The sequence below is a fragment of the Cytobacillus sp. Hm23 genome (genome assembly GCF_051842895.1).
In the GTDB taxonomy this organism is placed as follows: domain Bacteria; phylum Bacillota; class Bacilli; order Bacillales; family SM2101; genus Nanhaiella.
Map to the genome: position 1 here is coordinate 1 of NZ_JBPXRQ010000010.1, position 19830 is coordinate 19830.

Here is a 19830-nt window from a genome sequence, read left to right on the forward strand (position 1 = left end):
ATACAACTACTCTAACGGATTTTTAGAGGGTATAAACAATTTAACAAAAGTCATGAAAAGAAATGCTTTTGGATTTAGAAGTTTCAAGCGTTTTAGAGCTAAAATCTTATTAGCTCATAAGTATAAAAAAGTGGGTGTTCATGTTGGATAGGGCGAAGAGAACTTGCTTCACCCCAACATTTGACGTTGAACCTATTAAAAGAACGAAGAGGATCAATCCTCTTCGTTCTTCAGTATATATCATCCTGTTAAAAGTTTTCTAAAGCATTCCCATCTAATGATTCTAAGCGATGAGGTGGACAAACAAGTGTCGTACCTTCTAATACTTTTTCATCTTCCTCATTTGTTGCTTCAATCTTAATTTCAATCGTATGGTTATTTTCGTCAACGTTTATGACTTCAAAGAGAAATTGTACTGTTCCATAATGATATACAGGATGAATAAAGGAAATATCTTGTTTGAGTATATGACTACCTGGTCCAGGTAAATACTTTGAGATTGCAGAGGTAATAATTCCTGTTAACATAATATTAGGGGCTATTGGCTTTTTATAAGGTGTCTGAGATGCATAGTCATGTTGAATATATAATGGATTTGAATCATTTGTTAGTCCTAAATAGAGTAATAGATCTTTATCCTCAATTTTTTCAGTTAAAGATAACTTTTCACCAATTGAAATTTCATTAATTAATCTTCCTAATTTTCTTTTCTTGCCTAACAACATACAAAACCTCCTATATTCGAAATACAGTAAAATTGAATGCGCTAGTTCATACTCATTCCAGAAAAAGCACCGAAGACCTTTTATATGATTATGCTTGTGATATTATGCTTGAACCATCACAGTGACCTCGAGTAAAGATCATTTAGAGCAAGTCATTATTGACCGTATGTCAAAGTAGAACAGATTAAAAACTATGTAAAAGTATTTAAAATAAAAGGGTCATACTCCACATTTCTATAACATTTAGGGTTGTTATTCCCTATATACTGTATAGTATGTGGAGTTAGACCCTTTTGAATGCTAGTGATTATGCGAGAACTTTCATTACATTTTTCACAGCTTCAGCTGATTTGGACAGAGCGTTCTTTTCTTCCTCTGTTAACTCTAACTCAATAATTTTTTCAATACCATTAGCTCCAAGGATTGTTGGCACACCAAGATAAATACCCTCAAAGCCATATTCACCTTCTAAATATGCGATGGATGGTAATACTCTACGTTGGTCTTTAAGAATTGCCTCTACCATTTCTACAAGGGAAGCAGCTGGCGCATAATAAGCACTACCATTCCCTAGTAAGTTAACAATTTCTCCTCCGCCTTTACGCGTACGTTCCACAATTGCGTCTAGACGTTCCTTAGGAATTAACGTTTCGAGTGGAATACCACCTGCATATGAATAACGTACTAACGGCACCATATCATCACCATGACCACCTAATACGAAGCCAGTTATGTCTTTAACTGATATATTCAGTTCTTGTGAAATAAATGTTCTAAAACGTGCAGTATCGAGGACCCCTGATTGACCTATGACACGATTCTTTGGAAATCCAGATTCTGTGAATACAGTGTATGTCATAGCATCAACTGGATTCGTTAAAACAATGATATAACAGTTTGGTGAGTATTTCACAATTTCTTGTGTCACACTTTTCATTACTTTTTGATTTGTTTGCACTAGATCATCGCGACTCATCCCTGGTTTACGTGCTATACCAGCGGTAATTACTACGATATCTGAATCAGCAGTATCAGCATAATCAGATGTTCCGATAATATTTGAATCAAACCCTTGAACAGGACTTGCTTCTAACATATCTAATGCCTTACCCTTAGTAGGATTTTCCATTTGAGGAATATCCACTAATACAACATCTCCAAGTTCCTTTTGCCCTAATAAAAATGCTGTAGTTGCACCAGTAAATCCTCCACCGATGACAGAGATTTTTTTTCTTTTTAATGTCATGAAAATTTCCCCCTAATCAACATCTATTTTGTCATTTATGCTTATAAGTTATTTATTAATTCATCAGCAAACTCTGAACATTTTACTTCTGTAGCACCATCCATTAAACGTGCGAAATCATAAGTTACAACTTTGGAAGCAATAGACTTCTCCATAGACTTTGTGATTAAATCAGCAGCTTCATTCCACCCTAAATGCTCAAGCATTAGTACGCCAGATAAAAGAACAGAAGATGGGTTAACTTTATCTAAACCTGCATATTTAGGTGCTGTACCGTGTGTCGCTTCAAAGATAGCATGTCCTGATTCATAATTGATGTTAGCACCAGGGGCAATACCAATCCCACCAACTTGTGCTGCTAATGCGTCAGAAATGTAGTCACCATTCAAATTCATTGTAGCAACGACATCAAATTCTTTTGGACGAGTTAATATTTGTTGTAGGAAAATATCAGCAATTGCATCTTTAACGATAATTTTCCCTGCTGCTTCTGCTTCAGATTGAGCTTTATTCGCAGCCTCTTTTCCTTCTGCTTCAACGATGCGATCGTACTCAGCCCAAGTAAATACTTTATCCCCAAACTCTTTCTCCGCAAGTTCATATCCCCAATTTTTAAATGCACCTTCAGTAAATTTCATGATGTTACCTTTATGAACAAGCGTTACAGAAGTACGTCCTTCTTTGATAGCGTAATTTATTGCTGAACGTACTAAACGGTATGTGCCTTCTTCTGACACTGGCTTAATTCCGATACCTGATGTTTCTGGGAAGCGAATTTTGGCAACTCCCATTTCATTTTGTAGGAAGTCAATCACTTTTTTCACTTCATCTGAGCCTTTTGCATACTCAATCCCTGCATAGATATCTTCTGTGTTTTCACGGAAGATAACCATATCAGTATCTTCTGGACGCTTAACAGGTGACGGAACACCTTGGAAATAACGTACAGGTCTTAAACATACAAACAAATCAAGTTCTTGACGAAGAGCTACATTTAAAGAACGAATACCTCCACCAATAGGTGTAGTCAGTGGTCCTTTAATAGCAATTATGTACTCTCTAATGTCATCAAGTGTTGCCTCAGGAAGCCATTCACCTGTTTGGTTAAATGCTTTTTCCCCAGCAAGAACTTCTTTCCAAACAATTGATTTCTCACCATTGTACGCTTTTTCTACTGCAGCCTCCAACACTCGTGATGCAGCTGCCCAAATGTCTGGTCCCGTACCATCACCTTCAATAAAAGGAATAATAGGATTATTTGGTACATTTAATTTTCCATTTTCAACCGTAATCTTTTTCCCTTGTGTCAACACAAAAACCTCCATCCATGATGCTGTTGTTATTTTTATTAATACATTATCCATTGGAAAGAGAGGAGCTCCCTTTCCAACCAATTACTATTTTATCATTTAATACTTCCTTACATAAAATACTTTCTATTTTATCTCTGTTCCATAGGAATATAAACTTGTTTACTCGGTCCTGTATATTCTGCTCTTGGACGAATTAAACGGTTGTTCTCATATTGTTCTAATATGTGTGCTAACCAGCCTGAGATACGGCTTACAGCAAATATAGGTGTAAATATATCGTGATCAATTCCTAAGCTGTGGTAGACAGAAGCAGAGTAAAAATCTACATTAGGAGGAAGTGGTTTTTCAGATGTTACTAGGTCTTCAATTTTCACAGACATTTCAAACCACTTTGTTTCACCTGTAATTCTTGTTAGTTTCTCAGACATTTCCTTTAAATGTTTCGCACGTGGATCACCTTTTCTATATACTCGGTGACCAAAGCCCATAATTTTTTCTTTTTGTTCAAATTTATTTTGAATATAAGAATCTACATTTTCTACTGATCCGATTTCTGTTAGCATTTTCATTACTGCTTCATTTGCTCCACCATGAAGAGGACCTTTAAGTGCACCAATTGCGGCAGTAATACCAGAATACACATCAGATAATGTTGCGACACACACACGACCAGTAAAGGTTGAAGCATTGAGCTCATGATCCGCATGTAATACCAACGCTTTATTAAACGCTTCTATTGCGATGTCACTTGGCTCTTCACCTGTAAGCATGTACAAGAAATTAGCAGCAAAACCTAAATCTGTACGTGGTGATATCGGTTCAAGGCCTTTTCGTATACGTGAAAAAGAAGTAACAATTGTAGGTATTTTTGCTTGTAAACGAATAGCTTTACGATAATTTGCTTCTTCATCCATTTTATCAGCTTCAGTGTCATATAATCCTAACAAGGAAATAGCTGAGCGTAACGCCGCCATAGGGTGAACCTCGTTAATAGGATACATATTAAAGTGATCAATGATTTCTTGAGGAATGCTAGCATTTTCAGCTAATTCATTTGTTAGTTGCTCAAGCTCATTTTTGTTAGGTAATTTGCGATTCCAAAGTAGGTAAATGACCTCTTCAAAACTAGCATTTTCTGCAAGATCATCAATGTCAAATCCTGCGTATGTTAGTGTGTCATCTATGATTGAACTAATAGATGATGTTGTTGCTACTATCCCTTCCAGACCGCGTGTTACTGTCATAAAAATCTCTCCTTTTTTTAATAAAATTCCCCATTGCCTTTATATTTACTGTACTAGAAATTGAGCGGTTGCTCAAATTAGGAAAAAACTTACTTATTTCATAAACACATCAACAGCAAGGTTATTCTATTTATATATAATAAGAAAATATGTGCACTAATACACTAATAAGCATGCGAAAGTTTCCCTCCTTAACTTAAGAAAACATGCCGTCTAGTCTATAGTCCCTCTCATTTATTTGAGAAAATTTGTTTTTTTACAAACTGGGAAGTGCGAATGATCTTATCTCACAAAAAGAAAATGCTTACATTTTATACTTTTTCAAAAGATTAACAATCCTGCTAAGACATGTAAAAATACCCCTCTACTATTTAATTGTGAGTAAGGGCATTAATATAAGAAAGATAACATATTAGTATTATTATAAACAATTATCAGACTCTTGTGAATGAAAAGAACCTTATTTATTTAAAAAAATATTATTACAAGAAAATAATCAACCAAAAATATTAAAAATTCTCATACATATATATGCAATCCCTGCCCCAATTAAAGGGCCAACTGCTACAGCTTTAAACAGTGCTACTGCTAAAATTGTGCCGAATACAAGCGCTGCTGTAATATGAGGATCATTCTCCAATAATGTTAAACCACTTTTTGCAATGATCGCAACAGCCATTCCAGACAGTAATGCAATCCAAGCATATGGAGATTTAAGAGCTTCAACAAGTTGTTTAAACCCAATTTCACCTGTCGCAATAGGAACTAATACAGCAATTGTAATAATCGTTACACCCCAATTAATCCCCTTACCTTGAATATAAGGAAATAGCTTTGAATCAAATCCAAACAACTTTATTAGCAGCAGGACAAAAATAGCAATAATTAGTGATTGATTTTTCGCGATGATTCCAATTGCTAGTAAGATTAATAAGAATGCTGTTGCTTGAGTGAACAATGTAATCAATCCTCCTTGCTGCGCTCTACCAGGTAAATCATAACAAACAATTGGTCAATGTGAAAGAAACGCCATATAATGTATAAAATTCACAAAACTATCCTTTCCATTCTTAACCATATTATTATAAAATATTTATATGGGATAGGGGGGCTGTTTATTGAATCTTGAATATGTTTACCGTGGGCTACGCCTACTATTTGTAATAGCAGTAATAACGATTGGAATTATAGGACTTTACTATGTATCAACTGTTACATATCCGTTCATTATTGCGCTAATAATCGCTTATTTAATAAACCCGATCGTAAACCTCTTGGATCAAAAAGCAAAAATACCACGATCACTATCAATCTTTATTACCTTAATTTTATTATTCGGAATCATAGCCGGCTTAATTACACTATTAGTTGTCGAAATAGTTTCAGGCACAGAATATTTAGCTAAAGTTGTACCTGAACACTTTAACACACTAATGCAATATATTGAAGTATTTATTGCAAGTAAAATCATTCCGTTCTACAACCAAATTGCAGTGTTTTTTAAAAACCTAGATGCTGGCCAACAAGATACCATTATGCAAAACATTTCATCAGTCGGTACGAATATTGCCTCAAGTGTTGGAGATTTCATCCAACAAGTACTAGAAAACATTCCAAACTTATTAGCTTGGGTTCCTAACACTGGAACAGTTATCGTTTTTTCACTACTAGCTACATTTTTCATAAGTAAGGATTGGGATCGTCTGTCTGGATTAATGAGTAAATTGTTACCTAGAAAAGCAAGAACTAGCGGTAAAAAAGTCTTTTTTGACTTAAAAAAAGCTCTTTTCGGATTTTTAAAAGCTCAAGCAACTTTAATATCAATTACCGCTATTATCGTATTAATAGGGTTGCTCATATTAAGAGTAAATTATGCAATAACGATCGCTTTAATAATAGGCTTTGTTGATCTACTTCCGTACTTAGGAACAGGGCTTATTTTAGTACCGTGGATCGTTTATGCAGCTGTTAGTGGAAATATATCTCTAGCAATTGGGTTAGGGATACTATATATCATCATCCTTATTACAAGACAAATTATGGAACCTAAAGTATTATCATCTAGTATTGGCTTAGATCCTTTAGCAACGCTTATATCATTATTCATTGGGTTTAAACTGCTGGGCTTTTTGGGGCTAATCGCTGGACCTGTTATATTAGTAATTATTAAAACCTTGCATAGTGCAAATATATTTAATGAATTATATGCTTACATCACAGGTAAAAAAGAGTCCTAAATAAGGACTCTTTTTTTCTATGGGTAAATTTTCTACTAGTATGCCTATACCCTTGTGTTATCGTATAATCGTTATACTTCCACGGTCAATCATCCTTTTGATGATTTTGAGTAAGAATGGCTTTAAAATATTTCTTGTCAACGGAATTAGTAGCATAAAACCTATTGCATCGGTAATAAAGCCAGGGGTTAATAATACTACACCACCAACTAGTATACAAAGTCCATCTATAATTGCATCTCCCGGAGGTCGTCCGTAGCTTACCTGTTGTTGAAAATTACGTAATGTTTCCATTCCTTGCTTTTTAGCTAGCCATGCTCCTAAAACACCAGTTAATATAATTAAAACGATCGTCGGAAATATACCTAAAGTATTACCTGACAATATTAATAAGCCAATTTCTAGTGCTGGAACTATAATGATCAGTGCAATCATCATTTGCAACATTATATTGAGGTCCTCCAATCACCATTGAACAATATTGATCTATTTGTCCTTATTATACCTTAAAATAAAAAAAAGAGAAGGTTTAACACCTTCTCCAGTAATGAATTTATAATACACTAGTTCTTCCTTCATAAATAGTTCCTAAGCCGCCATCAACAGTTATTTCATTTCCATCTTTAATAATCTTAGTCGCATTTTCTACACCAACGATGACAGGTATACCTAAGCTCAGTCCAACTACTGCTGCATGACTTGTAAGGCCACCTTCTTCAGTAATAATAGCTGAAGCCATTTCTAAAGATGACATCATATCAGCATCTGTACATTGAGTAACTAATATAGCTCCCTCTGTCATTTTTTGTTCAGCATCTTTTTGACTAGATACGACAACCGCATTGCCAAATGCTGATTTACGACCTACACCTTGTCCTTTAGCGATAACATTGCCTACCACATGAATTTTCATTAAGTTGGTTGCACCTTTTTCACCAGTTGGAACACCTGCTGTAATTACGACTAAATCACCGCATGAAATAAGTTTAGAGTCCAATGACGCCTGGACAGCTACTTCAAGCATTTCGTCAGTCGAGTTCGCTTGTTTAGCCGTTATTGGATAGACACCCCAAGTAAGAGCAAGCTTACGAGAAGTAGATTTATCTCCTGTTACTGCAATAATTGGTGCTTTTGGACGATATTTAGAAATCATTCTAGCTGTATAGCCACTCGCTGTTGGAGCAATAATCGCATTAACTCCCAAATTAAGTGCAGTATGAGCAACCGATTGGCTAAGAGCATCAGGGATCGTTGGATTTGTTTGTTTACTACGCTTCGCTAAAATTTGCGAGTATTCCAATGCTGTTTCTGCACGGGATGCAATGCTGTGCATTGTACCTACAGCTTCTACTGGATACGATCCAGCTGCAGTTTCCCCAGATAACATGATTGCATCAGTACCATCAAAAATAGCATTTGCAACATCACTCGCCTCAGCACGCGTAGGTCTTGGATTTCGTTGCATAGAATCTAACATTTGAGTTGCTGTGATAACAGGCTTTCCAAGCTCATTACATTTTTTAATAAGTTCTTTTTGTACCAGAGGAACTTCCTCTGCTGGTATTTCAACACCTAAATCTCCACGAGCTACCATTAATCCATCTGAAACCTCAAGTATATCGTCGATATTATCTACGCCTTCTTGGTTTTCAATTTTTGGTATAATTTGTATATTTGGTGCATCATGTTTTTCTAATATTTCACGAATATCTAGAACATCACTAGCACGGCGAACAAAAGAAGCAGCGATAAAATCTACACCTTGTTCGATACCAAAAATGATATCGTTAGCATCTTTCTCGGTAATTCCTGGTAATTTCACCTTAACCCCTGGAACATTTACCCCTTTTTTATTTTTTAATACACCGTTATTTAATACTTTTGTTGTTATTTCCCCAAGTTCTGCATTAATTGCAATTACTTCAAGGCCAATTAAACCATCATCTAGCAAAATTTTAGAACCAACTTCAACATCTTCAATTAAACCTGGATAAGTGATAGAAAACTTTTGAGGTGTACCAATAACCTCTTCCATTGAAATAATGACTTCAGAACCATCAGTTAACTCAATTGCACCGCTTTCCATCGTGTGTGTTCTAATTTCCGGACCCTTCGTATCGAGAAGAATAGCGATATTTTTTCCAGTCTTTTTGGCAGCTTCACGAATATTTTTTATACGTGCTCCATGCTCCTCAAAATCACCATGTGAAAAATTCAATCTAGTTACGTTCATCCCTGTTTCCATTAACTCAACTAACTTATCTACACTTTCACTAGCCGGACCTATTGTACATACAATCTTTGTTTTTCTCATCAATTTCTACCCCCAATAGTAATTTTCTTTCTATATTGATAATTCTTTTGATAATTTATACATATCTTCATCAATATGATGTTGCTGTGCCAACGCTTCGATAATATCATGATCGACGAGTTTATTATTTTGAATACCGACAGCACGGCCACCTTTATTAGCTAATAAAAGCTCTACAGCTTTCGCACCTAGTCGGCTTGCTAATACTCTGTCAAATGCAGTAGGTGATCCACCACGTTGAATATGACCTAATACAGACACACGTGTTTCAAAGTCAGTTTCCTCTTGAATCTTATTACCGATATCAACACCACTGCCTACACCCTCTGCAACGATAATGATACTATGCTTCTTACCTCTTTCATGTCCACTTCTTAATCTATTAGTAATCTCATTCATGTCATAGTTAGCTTCAGGTATTAGAATTGTTTCTGCTCCACCTGCTAAGCCGGCCCATAACGCTATATCACCCGCTAATCTTCCCATTACTTCGATAACATAAGTGCGTTCATGAGAAGTAGCAGTATCACGAATCTTATCTATCGCATCTATTACAGTATTTAATGCAGTGTCAAACCCAATAGTAAAATCAGTTCCAGGAATATCATTATCAATCGTTCCAGGTACGCCTACACAAGGGTAACCATGCTCAGTTAGCGCTTTTGCTCCTCTATACGATCCATCTCCACCAACAACAACAAGCCCTTCAATCCCATGCTTATTTAACTGCTCAATACCTTGTTTCTGCCCTTCAGGCGTTTTGAACTCTTCACACCTTGCAGAATAGAGCATTGTCCCACCTCGATGAATGATATCTCCAACGGAACCAAGTTCTAACTTTTTAATATTACCACTCATTAAACCTGCATAGCCTTGGTACACTCCATATACTTCAACATTATGATAAATTGCTTTTCTAACAACTGCTCTAACTGCCGCATTCATTCCTGGGGAGTCTCCACCACTCGTTAACACACCAATTCTTTTCATTACGTCTCACCTCATTAATTTGTATGAACGGCCTTGAGAAGAGAAGGCGAGATTTACAAAAAAATACATCCGACCTCCATCATCAGAACCTAAGTATTCTTAAAATAACATTTCATTACGACGAAAACAATATCACAAATGTGAAAAAAAAAGGAAAACGTGCATCCAAAATTGATTTTGGATGCACGTTGCATTATTTTACCTCTACGTAACCGTTTTCATAAGAAATTTGTCCGATAGTTTTGTATTTTCTATACCTTTCCTGAACCAAAGTTGCGGCGTCTAATTCCTTTAGCTCACTAATTGATTGCTTTAAAACTACATCAATTAGCTTAGCTTGCTCATCAACATCTCGGTGAGCTCCACCTTTAATTTCAGGAATGATTTCGTCAATAACACCTAACTCTTTTAAATCTGGTGCAGTAATTTTCATCGATTCAGCAGCTTTTTTGGCTAGCGCTGCATCCTTCCATAAAATAGATGCGGCACCTTCTGGAGTGATTACTGAATATGTTGAATTCTCTAACATATGAATATGGTTTCCAACTCCAATACCTAAAGCTCCTCCACTTCCACCTTCTCCAATGACAATACAAACAACTGGGACTGTTAATCCAGCCATTTCAAACAAGTTCTTTGCAATCGCTTCACTCTGTCCTCTTTCTTCAGCTGCTTTTCCTGGGTAAGCACCTTTCGTATCAATAAAACAAACGATCGTACGCTGAAATTTTTCTGCCTGTTTCATTAAACGTAATGCTTTACGGTATCCCTCTGGATGAGGCATTCCAAAATTTCTACGAATATTTTCTTTCGTATCTTTACCCCGTTGATGTCCTATAACAGTTACAGGAAGCCCATAATATTTTGCTATTCCTCCAACGATTGCACCGTCATCTCCAAAATATCGGTCTCCGTGACACTCCATAAAATTAGTAAATAAACGTTCAATATAATCTAATGTTGTTGGGCGATTTGGGTGACGAGCTATTTGAACCCGATCCCACGTTTTCATATTTCCATATATTTCACTTTCTAATTTCTTTAACCGTTGCTCAAGTTTTTCAATTTCAGCAGATAAATCCACATCAGAATTTTGTGTAAATTCCTTCAGTTCAGCAATTTTTTTAGTTAGTTCAATTACAGGGCGTTCAAATTCTAACTCAGCTACCATTCCAAATCACCTCCTATATGTATGGATAGTACATTCTCTAAAGTTTCTTTCATATTATGCCGATGAACTACAGCATCAAGCTGCCCTTTTTCCAATAAAAATTCAGCAGTTTGAAAATCCTCCGGAAGCTCTTCTCGTATTGTTTGCTCTATAATACGTCTACCAGCAAACCCTATTAAAGCACCTGGTTCAGCAAAATTATAATCTCCTAAAGATGCAAAACTCGCTGAAACCCCGCCGGTTGTAGGATCTGTCATTACAGATATTATGAGTCCTCCTTGATCACTAAAAAGTTTGAGGGCTGCACTTGTTTTAGCCATTTGCATTAAACTTAATACACCCTCCTGCATTCTCGCACCACCTGAAGTAGTAAATATAATAAAAGGTACATTCAGCTCCATGGCCTTTTCAATTGCAAGAGTAATTTTTTCTCCAATTACAGACCCCATACTACCCATTCGAAAGTGTGAATCCATAACAGCTATAACTGTTTTAAAGCCACTAATTTCTCCCTCACCAGTAACTATTCCTTCGTTAAGACCTGTTTTGATACGATCTTTTTCTATCTTTTCTTCATATCCAGGAAAGTTTAGTGGATTATCTGAGATCAAGCCTTGATCATACTCACGAAAAGTCCCTTCATCTATCAAACTGCCAATTCTTTCGAAAGCTGTCATTCTATGATGGTGATCACAATTTAAGCATACACGTAAATTTTTGTTTAATTCTTTTGTATACATAATTTTTTTACAGCTTGGACATTTTGTCATGATACCTTCGGGCACATCTTGTTTTGCTTGCTCTGAGGGAATGGATGCATACTTTTTCTTTTTTACAAAAAAATCCTTAAGCATTGTGTAAATCCCCTTTACCAAATTCTATATACTACCTCTACTTTAACTAAATGTTATAAATAATTTTGTCAAAGTTTGTCATGCATCTATCGACAATTGTTTTACAGCTATGCTTTCATAAATGCTAAGTGCTAAGTCTACTTTTTCTTCCTCAAGTGCATTTATGAGTTCTGTATAATAGTCTAACGGAAGGTTATAAGAATGATATTCCAACTTATAATAATCAAATAACACTAGCCAAATTCTTAGCAGCAGCCTATTATTAGTCGCTTCTACAACTGTTTTCATAAATTGATCATGATCAAAGTTATTACCAGAAGTTAACGACTTCAAACATTGTAAATAGCTTTTATTACTTACTTTGCAACATAAAAAAATAGAATTGCGCTCAAGTAAATATTTTGTTTCTAGTATATCTTCTTTAGCCTTATCATCCTGTAAAATAAAGCTTCCAATTAGCTCAATAAGACTATGGTCACCAAATTCTTTGATGAACGTTCCTTCACCCTGACGTGTTTCAATAATACCTAGTAATTCTAACGCTCTCAGTGCTTCACGTACAGAAGAGCGGCCTGCCTTTAATCTAACAGCAAGCTCACGTTCTGATGGGATTTTATCACCAGCTTTTAATCTATCTTCTGTAATTATGCATTGTAATTGATGAACAATTTCTATATAAACTTTTGACCTTGATGACATTATTATTCATTACCAATAATTGAAAGTTTGCGGGTTTTTTCTGCAATACTCTCTGGATCTAATTGGATACGTGCTACACCTGTTTCCATTGCAGCTTTCGCAACAGCTGCAGCAACCATTGGAGCTACTCTAGGATCAAATGGGGCTGGAATGACATAGTCTGCATGTAGATCTTCGTCTGAAACAAGTCTTGCAATCGCTTTAACAGCAGCGATCTTCATTTGCTCATTTATGTGTGTAGCACGAATATCTAGCGCACCTCGAAAAATTCCAGGAAAGGCTAGGACGTTATTTACTTGATTTGGAAAATCAGATCGACCTGTTCCAACAACCTTTGCTCCAGCTTCTTTCGCCTGATCAGGCATTATTTCAGGATTAGGATTTGCCATTGCAAATATAATTGGATCATTATCCATATTTTGAATCATTTCCTTAGTTAGTGCACCTTCAACAGAAACACCTATAAAAACATCAGCACCTTTGATAACATCTGCTAATGTTCCCTCCATTTTTTCCCGATTAGTGTACTTTGCTACTTCATTTTTTACATTGTTCATCCCGTACGATCTACCTTCAAATATAGCACCTTTAGAATCGCACATCACGATGTCTCTTACACCAAAGTTATATAATAATTTGATAATTGCTATTCCAGCTGCACCTGCTCCATTAGCTACTACTTTAATTTCAGACATCTTTTTCCCAACTAATTTAAGTGCATTCACCAAACCGGCTACTGTTACAATAGCTGTTCCGTGCTGGTCATCATGGAAAATAGGGATATTCGTTTCTTTCTTTAAGCGTTCTTCAATGATGAAACAATTTGGAGCTGCGATATCTTCAAGGTTAACCCCACCGAATGTCGGTTCTAATAACTTCACTGTTTCAACAATTTTATCAACATCTGTTGTGTTCAAACAAATTGGAAAGGCGTCAACTCCAGCAAAACTTTTGAAAAGTACGGCTTTCCCTTCCATGACAGGCATAGCTGCTTCTGGTCCAATGTTACCAAGACCCAATACAGCTGTACCGTCAGAGACTACAGCAACCATATTTCCCTTCATCGTATATTCATAGACTTTTTGTACATCATCATAAATATCCTTACAAGGTTCTGCTACACCAGGTGAATAGGCTAAGCTTAAATCCTTTGCATTTCGAACAGGAACTTTAGATTTGGACTCTAACTTTCCTCTATGAATACTATGCATATGTAATGCTTCTTCTCTTAATGACATGTCATTTCACTCCTTAATGTACTACAAAGTTAGCGAAATATATAGCAAAAAACTACCTCTCTTACTGCCACGCAATGTACCTATTGTTTTATTAGCTCGTTTTTCTTTCAATATGCTAATAAAACTCGTCTCACAAACAACAGTAGATTGGTCTGACCAATGATACCTATACAATATAACATAATAGTGATAGAAGTAAAGAAGTATATCATTTTAAAACAACGTTTCTTTCACCCAATACCTTGGTCATCTGCTCTATACATTCTTCTGAAGTGTCTACCAAAAATTCTTCAGGTAGGCGAATTGTTCTTTGTTCCCTTTCATAATATATAAGTACCGGAGTTTCTCCAGGGAATGTTGATAATATTTTTTTTATTTCTTGAACTTTCCCTTCAGCCATTTGTGTGTCTTCAAATCTCAAATAAAGAGATTTATTAGAAGATGACTTTATCATTTCATCCATTGTATAAACGGTTTTAATAATAATTTGTAGCTTTTCTAACCTTCTTTCACATTTCCCTTCTACGACCACGATATTGCCCTTGTGTAGAATATTACTATATTGTTTATAAACAGCCGGAAACGCAACCGCATCAACATCTCCTGAATCATCACTAAATGTATAAAATGACATTACTTCCCCTTTTTTCGTACGTATCACTCGATCATTTGTAATATATACACCTAATTTCACTAATTCATTTGATTTATTATCTGCAAGCTGATGAATTTTTTTCGTACGTATGGAGAAGAATAAATCTTCATACATCGTTGTTGGATATCTTGAGAGATAGAATCCAACAGCTTCTTTCTCCAACTTTAACATTTGATCTTCGGATAATTCTGCAACTTGAGCATATTTTGGCTTGAGCATAAATTCCTCATGAAATAATTCAATTTGATCTTTGCTATCTGGTCTAACGAGTTCAGCATGCTCTAATGCAATATCTATACTAGCTAGTATAGTAGCTCTGTTTTCTCCTAACTCATCAAAGCAACCTGCCATTACTAATGACTCTATCGTTTGTCTATTAATTTGCTTCGCGGAAGTTCGTATACAAAAATCGAATAGATCACTAAACTTTTTTTGTTTTCGGCTACGAAAAATCTCTTTTAAAGCAGCTCCTCCAACATGGTGAATAGCAGCAAGCCCAAACCTAAGTCCATTTTTTTCAACTGAAAAACCAAAAAGGCTATGATTTATGGATGGTGGTAATATTTTTATGCCTTGCTGCTTAGCTTCTCTAATGTAGAAAGCGAGCTTATCATCCTTACTAATGACACTTGTTAAAATTGATGCATAAAAATAGATTGGATAATTTGCTTTTAGATAAGCTAAATGATACGCAATCATGCTATATGCAACTGAGTGACTTCTATTAAATCCATAATTAGCAAAGCGAACTATTAAATCATAAATAGAATTTGCAACCGACACAGCGTATCCTTTGCTAACGCTGCCATTGATAAAGTGTTCCCTTTCTTGGTCTAATACATCCTTTTTCTTCTTTGAAACTGCCCTTCTTAATAGATCCGCTTCACCTAACGAAAATCCTGCCATTACGGCAGCAATTTGCATAATTTGTTCTTGATACACAATCACACCGTACGTCTTAGCTAATATCGACTCTAAATCAGGATGCGGATATGAAATTGGAGACTTATTATGCTTCCTGTCAATATAAATCGGTATGTTATCCATTGGTCCAGGTCTATATAGTGCATTTACAGCAACAATATCCTCAAAGCTACTCGGCTTCAATCTTTTTAGCACCTGCCTCATGCCTTCGGATTCAAGCTGAAAAACACCTGTTGTTTGCCCTTGACTAAGGAGAGAGTATGTGATCTTATCATCCATTGGAATTTGATCTAGGTTAATGTTATTCCCAGTCTTTCTTTCAACCATAGTTATTATATTTTCTACTAGTGTAAGATTACGTAAGCCTAAAAAATCCATCTTTAGCAGACCTATATCCTCTAAAATATCCATTGGATACTGTGTTAAATATACATCTGCATGACCTTCCTGAATGGGAATGATATTCGTTAATTGTTGATCACTTATAATTACACCAGCAGCATGAGTAGATGTATGTCGTGGTAAGCCTTCTATTGTTAACGCTATTTCATATATTCTTTTCGCCACATCGGTTTGTTGTATACGCTCCCTAAACTCCGAAGATTGACGATACGCCTCCTCAAGTGTGATTCCTTGCTTCATCGGTATTTTTTTAGCTAAGAAGTCCACTTCTTTTGGTGATGCTCCCACTACTCTTCCTACATCACGTAACGCTGCTCTTGCACCAAGCGTACCAAATGTAATTATTTGAGCGACATGTAATTGTCCGTACTTATTCTTTACATAATGGATCATCTCGTCACGACGGGTATCTGGAAAGTCAATATCTATATCAGGCATCGTAACCCTTTGTGGATTTAAAAACCTCTCAAACAACAACTGGTGCTTTATTGGATCTATATTAGTTATGTATAAGACATATGCAACTAGCGAACCTGCGGCAGACCCCCTTCCTGGACCTGTTAGGATACCGTTATGGTGCGCATACTTCATAAAGTCCCAAACGATTAAAAAATAATCGCTAAATTGCATTCGATTTATAATTTCTAATTCATACATTAGACGGTCATAATGTTCGTCCGACGGCTCTTGATAACGTTCCTTTAACCCTTTCAAACATAAAGAAGCTAAATAATCATTCGACTGCTTGCCATCTGGAACAGGAAACCTTGGCAATTGTGTCGTACCAAGTGCTATCTCAGCATTACATCGATTAGCTATTTCAACAGAATTTGCTACTGCACTTGGGTAGCTATTAAAAAGTTCAAGCATCTCTTCTGGACTCTTTAAATAATACTCATTTGAAGCTAGTTTTGTTAAATGATCGTCAGATAATTTTAACCCTTGTTTAATAGCTGTTAAGCAATCATAAGCAATAGCATCTTTCTTTTCGGTATAATGTACATCATTTGTTGCAACAACACTGAGATCAACATCTTTACTTAACGTTACTAGCTTTTCAGTTAATTCACGATCATGTTGTCTATGTTGTTGAATTGAAAATAAAAAGCAATTATTAGCAAAAAAACCTTTGTAGAAATTAGCACGTTCTCTTGCTTTTTCAACCTCATTATTAAGTAACAATTGTTCTATTTCACCATGACGACCAGGTGTAATTGCTATAAGATCTTGTCTATAATGGTGCAGCCATTTTAATGGAATACCGTTCTTCGCTTTTGTTAATACCGAACTACTAATTTTCATTAAGTTTTGATAGCCATTGTTATTTTTTGCGAGCAATACTAACGGATAAGTACTAGGCTCATTTGAACTCTCATTTACAAGTACAGAAACCGTAAGACCAATGATAGGTTTTATTGAATGCTTTAAACATGTTTTATAAAAGGAAACAGCCCCATACATGACATTTTCATCTGTTAATGCCAAAGCACTATAGCCGTGACGTTTTGCTTTTATAACTAAACTTTCAATTGATGCTGCACTATTTAATAAGCTGTACGCACTTTTTATTTGAAGGTGAACAAAAGACATAGAAACCCCCACCTTATCATCATTACTTTTAGAGTTCATTTATAAGTAACCCGAATTAAATGCACTTGTAGACTCAGGTTCATTGAAATACTTAACTAGCTTAGTCATCGAATGACAGAAGCTGTTGTTTCTTTTTTTGTTAACAGAATATAGAACTTCCATACAAGTACAGTTTTGTTCCTTGCTTCATTAAAATCACTCTACTAATAATTATATTTGTTGTAACCAAGCTATACAAATCAAAAACATATTTCCTAATGTTTGTCCATATACATGTATCGAAAGGATGATGAGTATGGAATTAAAGGAAGCATTTATCCCAATGTTTATAAAAAGCTATTTTATAGCCTTCGGTGTTCTACTCGGCGGGGCTTTAATTGGTGGTTTAGGAGCATTTATATCTGGGCAACCACCCTTAACTGAAATGTTTCGTCTGTCAAACAGATTAAAGATCTGGGCATTAGTAGCGGCAATTGGTGGAACGTTTGATGCGATTTATAGCTTTGAGCGCGGCATATTTTCTGGAGAAACTCGTGATGTATTTAAACAAATTCTACTTATTGTTTCAGCTATGGGGGGCGCACAAACCGGGACAGAAATCATTCATTGGTTTACACAGGAACATATATCACGATGAGGATCCCACCACATTTTCAATTGCCGAATTGGCAGCGTTTTTTTGCTGGGGTAGCTATTGGCGCCATTATTAGCTGGCTAGTTTTTATATATATGTTTGGCGTTTTACAGGAAAAACAAGTTAGTATGATTGATCGTCAGCAAAAAGAAATTATTAAACTAAATAATGACATAAAAATTTGGCAGGATGATTATCGGGAGTTAAATGAAAAGAATAAAAAACAACTCACTTTACAAGAAATAATAATAGACATCACCGCACATGAAAAATTTAACTTAGATCAAAATAGCATCATTTTTATTCAGGAAGAGATAAGAAAAGAGCTAAGTTCTTTGCTTGCGAAAGATATTGAAACCGTTTATAAAAATAGTACTTTGTTAGAGAAATCAATTGAAAACAAACCATTTACAATTAATGAAAAATCATACCGAGTAAGAATAAAAAAGATTGGATATTTCACAACATTATCTATTCATGGAACGATTGAAATCGTTAAATAAGCAAATAACAGGAATGAGTGAGATTCATTCCCGTTATTTTATTCAGCACAAACCTTTTCTAAATCTGCCAACACATCATTAATAGTATCCCAAGAATAAATTGATGCCCCTGCAGCGAGTGGGTGCCCCCCACCATTGTATTTCTTCGCTATCCCATTTATTACAGGCGCTTTCGAGCGTAGGCGTACCCTAATTACTTCTTCCTCTTCAACAAAAAACACCCAAGCTTTTATCCCTTTAATATGTCCGATTGTACTTACCAATTGAGAAGCTTCCATGGGAGTAACCTCAAATTCATCTAACATTTCTTTCGTTATAATAACAGAAGCAGCACCATTTTCTGACACAGTAAGGTTTTGAAACACATAACCATTTAACTTTGCAACATTCAGTTTCGTTTCGTATAGCTTATTATAAAGATTATTAAGTGAAAAACCATATTCAATTAGTTCACTTGCATACTTAAAAGTTATTGGGTTCGTATTAGGAAACATAAACCTCCCAGTATCTCCTACAATACCAGCATATATCAACTCTGCTGCCTGTTTATTTAATACTAATCCTTCGTTTTTACCATATTTATAAAACTCATAAATCATTTCACTCGTTGAACTTGCACTTGTATCTACCCAAATAATATCACCATAAGGTGTTTCATTAGGGTGATGATCTATTTTAATTAGCTTCTTTCCTAAAGAATACCTCGTATCATCAATTCTTTCTTCATTTGCAGTATCACATACTATCACGAGAGCATCATTGTATGTCTTATCCGTGATGTCATCTAATCTACTTAAAAAGTTCAAAGACTTTTCCTCATTACCTACTGAATATACTTTTTTTTCTGGAAAAGACGCTCTAATAATTTCTGACAACCCACATTGGGAACCGTATGCATCAGGATCAGGGCGAACATGCCTATGAACTATAATTGTGTCGAACTGTTTTATTGCCTGCAGTATTTTATCTTTCATTAGTATCTCCTAACATTCAATGGTTTTCTTTATCATACCATGAAAGGGCTTAGCATAGTTAGTTGTAGCTTTTTAGGTTATTAATCGCTAAAATAATAATGGACAAACATGATGGAG

18 protein-coding genes are annotated in these 19830 nt (G+C 35.5%); 4 read left to right on the top strand and 14 right to left on the bottom strand.

What is annotated here, in order from left to right:
- Nucleotides 1-151, top strand: a 151-nt coding sequence (locus ACSVDA_RS08025) for a transposase (RefSeq protein ID WP_485882485.1), incomplete at its 5' end; no start/stop codon positions are given.
- A 97-nt stretch (nucleotides 152-248) separates the two neighbouring features.
- Here the strand turns inward: ACSVDA_RS08025 and ACSVDA_RS08030 are convergent.
- From ACSVDA_RS08030 to ACSVDA_RS08050, 5 genes are all read right to left on the bottom strand, one after another.
- Nucleotides 249-725 carry a MaoC/PaaZ C-terminal domain-containing protein gene (locus ACSVDA_RS08030; RefSeq protein WP_485882271.1) on the bottom strand — a complete coding sequence of 159 codons (477 nt, stop codon included), beginning with the start codon at nucleotides 723-725 and terminating at the stop codon, nucleotides 249-251.
- A gap of 307 nt (nucleotides 726-1032) precedes the next feature.
- Nucleotides 1033-1971 carry a malate dehydrogenase gene (mdh, locus tag ACSVDA_RS08035; RefSeq protein ID WP_485882273.1) on the bottom strand — a complete coding sequence of 313 codons (939 nt, stop codon included), beginning with the start codon at nucleotides 1969-1971 and terminating at the stop codon, nucleotides 1033-1035.
- A 41-nt stretch (nucleotides 1972-2012) separates the two neighbouring features.
- The gene (icd, locus tag ACSVDA_RS08040) at nucleotides 2013-3281 is read right to left on the bottom strand and encodes an NADP-dependent isocitrate dehydrogenase (RefSeq protein ID WP_485882486.1); all 1269 of its coding nucleotides are present in this window, start codon (nucleotides 3279-3281) and stop codon (nucleotides 2013-2015) included.
- A 131-nt stretch (nucleotides 3282-3412) separates the two neighbouring features.
- Entirely contained in the window at nucleotides 3413-4528 is a 1116-nt protein-coding gene (gene citZ / locus ACSVDA_RS08045; RefSeq protein WP_485882274.1) for a citrate synthase, read from the bottom strand.
- A 496-nt stretch (nucleotides 4529-5024) separates the two neighbouring features.
- Nucleotides 5025-5486 (bottom strand): DUF441 domain-containing protein, encoded by a 462-nt coding sequence (locus ACSVDA_RS08050; protein ID WP_485882276.1) that lies wholly within the window; start codon nucleotides 5484-5486, stop codon nucleotides 5025-5027.
- A gap of 160 nt (nucleotides 5487-5646) precedes the next feature.
- On the opposite strand from ACSVDA_RS08050, the gene ytvI reads away from it, so the two are divergent.
- Nucleotides 5647-6765 (top strand): sporulation integral membrane protein YtvI, encoded by a 1119-nt coding sequence (gene ytvI, locus ACSVDA_RS08055; protein ID WP_485882277.1) that lies wholly within the window; start codon nucleotides 5647-5649, stop codon nucleotides 6763-6765.
- Nucleotides 6766-6822: 57 nt separating this feature from the next.
- Here the strand turns inward: ytvI and ACSVDA_RS08060 are convergent, their stop codons facing one another.
- The 8 genes from ACSVDA_RS08060 to dnaE form a co-directional block, all read right to left on the bottom strand.
- Nucleotides 6823-7212, bottom strand: coding sequence for an FxsA family protein (locus ACSVDA_RS08060; RefSeq protein WP_320207664.1), 390 nt, complete (start codon nucleotides 7210-7212; stop codon nucleotides 6823-6825).
- A gap of 106 nt (nucleotides 7213-7318) precedes the next feature.
- Nucleotides 7319-9079, bottom strand: a complete 1761-nt coding sequence (pyk, locus tag ACSVDA_RS08065; RefSeq protein WP_485882278.1) for a pyruvate kinase — start codon at nucleotides 9077-9079, stop codon at nucleotides 7319-7321.
- 30 nt (nucleotides 9080-9109) lie between these two features.
- Nucleotides 9110-10069 carry a 6-phosphofructokinase gene (gene pfkA / locus ACSVDA_RS08070; RefSeq protein WP_485882279.1) on the bottom strand — a complete coding sequence of 320 codons (960 nt, stop codon included), beginning with the start codon at nucleotides 10067-10069 and terminating at the stop codon, nucleotides 9110-9112.
- Nucleotides 10070-10262: 193 nt separating this feature from the next.
- Nucleotides 10263-11240, bottom strand: a complete 978-nt coding sequence (accA, locus tag ACSVDA_RS08075; RefSeq protein WP_320256686.1) for an acetyl-CoA carboxylase carboxyl transferase subunit alpha — start codon at nucleotides 11238-11240, stop codon at nucleotides 10263-10265.
- Nucleotides 11234-12094: an acetyl-CoA carboxylase, carboxyltransferase subunit beta gene (gene accD / locus ACSVDA_RS08080; protein WP_214481608.1), complete on the bottom strand. Its 861-nt coding sequence runs from the start codon at nucleotides 12092-12094 to the stop codon at nucleotides 11234-11236. The genes accA and accD overlap by 7 nt, the downstream gene beginning before the upstream one ends.
- Nucleotides 12095-12172: 78 nt before the next feature.
- A complete protein-coding gene (locus ACSVDA_RS08085) occupies nucleotides 12173-12793 on the bottom strand; it encodes a FadR/GntR family transcriptional regulator (protein WP_485882280.1) in 621 nt (206 codons plus the stop codon).
- Between the two features lie 2 nt (nucleotides 12794-12795).
- Complete coding sequence (gene ystJ / locus ACSVDA_RS08090) at nucleotides 12796-14031, bottom strand: NADP-dependent malic enzyme (protein WP_485882281.1); 1236 nt, start codon at nucleotides 14029-14031, stop codon at nucleotides 12796-12798.
- A gap of 208 nt (nucleotides 14032-14239) precedes the next feature.
- On the bottom strand, nucleotides 14240-17602 hold the full coding sequence (gene dnaE / locus ACSVDA_RS08095) for a DNA polymerase III subunit alpha (RefSeq protein ID WP_485882283.1): 3363 nt from the start codon (nucleotides 17600-17602) through the stop codon (nucleotides 14240-14242).
- Nucleotides 17603-17897: 295 nt separating this feature from the next.
- Between dnaE and ytrH the strand changes: the two genes are divergently transcribed.
- On the top strand, nucleotides 17898-18239 hold the full coding sequence (ytrH, locus tag ACSVDA_RS08100) for a sporulation membrane protein YtrH (RefSeq protein WP_214481611.1): 342 nt from the start codon (nucleotides 17898-17900) through the stop codon (nucleotides 18237-18239).
- 20 nt (nucleotides 18240-18259) lie between these two features.
- A complete protein-coding gene (ytrI, locus tag ACSVDA_RS08105; RefSeq protein ID WP_485882285.1) occupies nucleotides 18260-18739 on the top strand; it encodes a sporulation membrane protein YtrI in 480 nt (159 codons plus the stop codon).
- Between the two features lie 38 nt (nucleotides 18740-18777).
- On the opposite strand, the gene ACSVDA_RS08110 is transcribed toward ytrI, so the two are convergent.
- Nucleotides 18778-19713 carry a DHH family phosphoesterase gene (locus ACSVDA_RS08110; RefSeq protein WP_485882287.1) on the bottom strand — a complete coding sequence of 312 codons (936 nt, stop codon included), beginning with the start codon at nucleotides 19711-19713 and terminating at the stop codon, nucleotides 18778-18780.
- Between the last annotated feature and the right edge of the window lie 117 nt (nucleotides 19714-19830).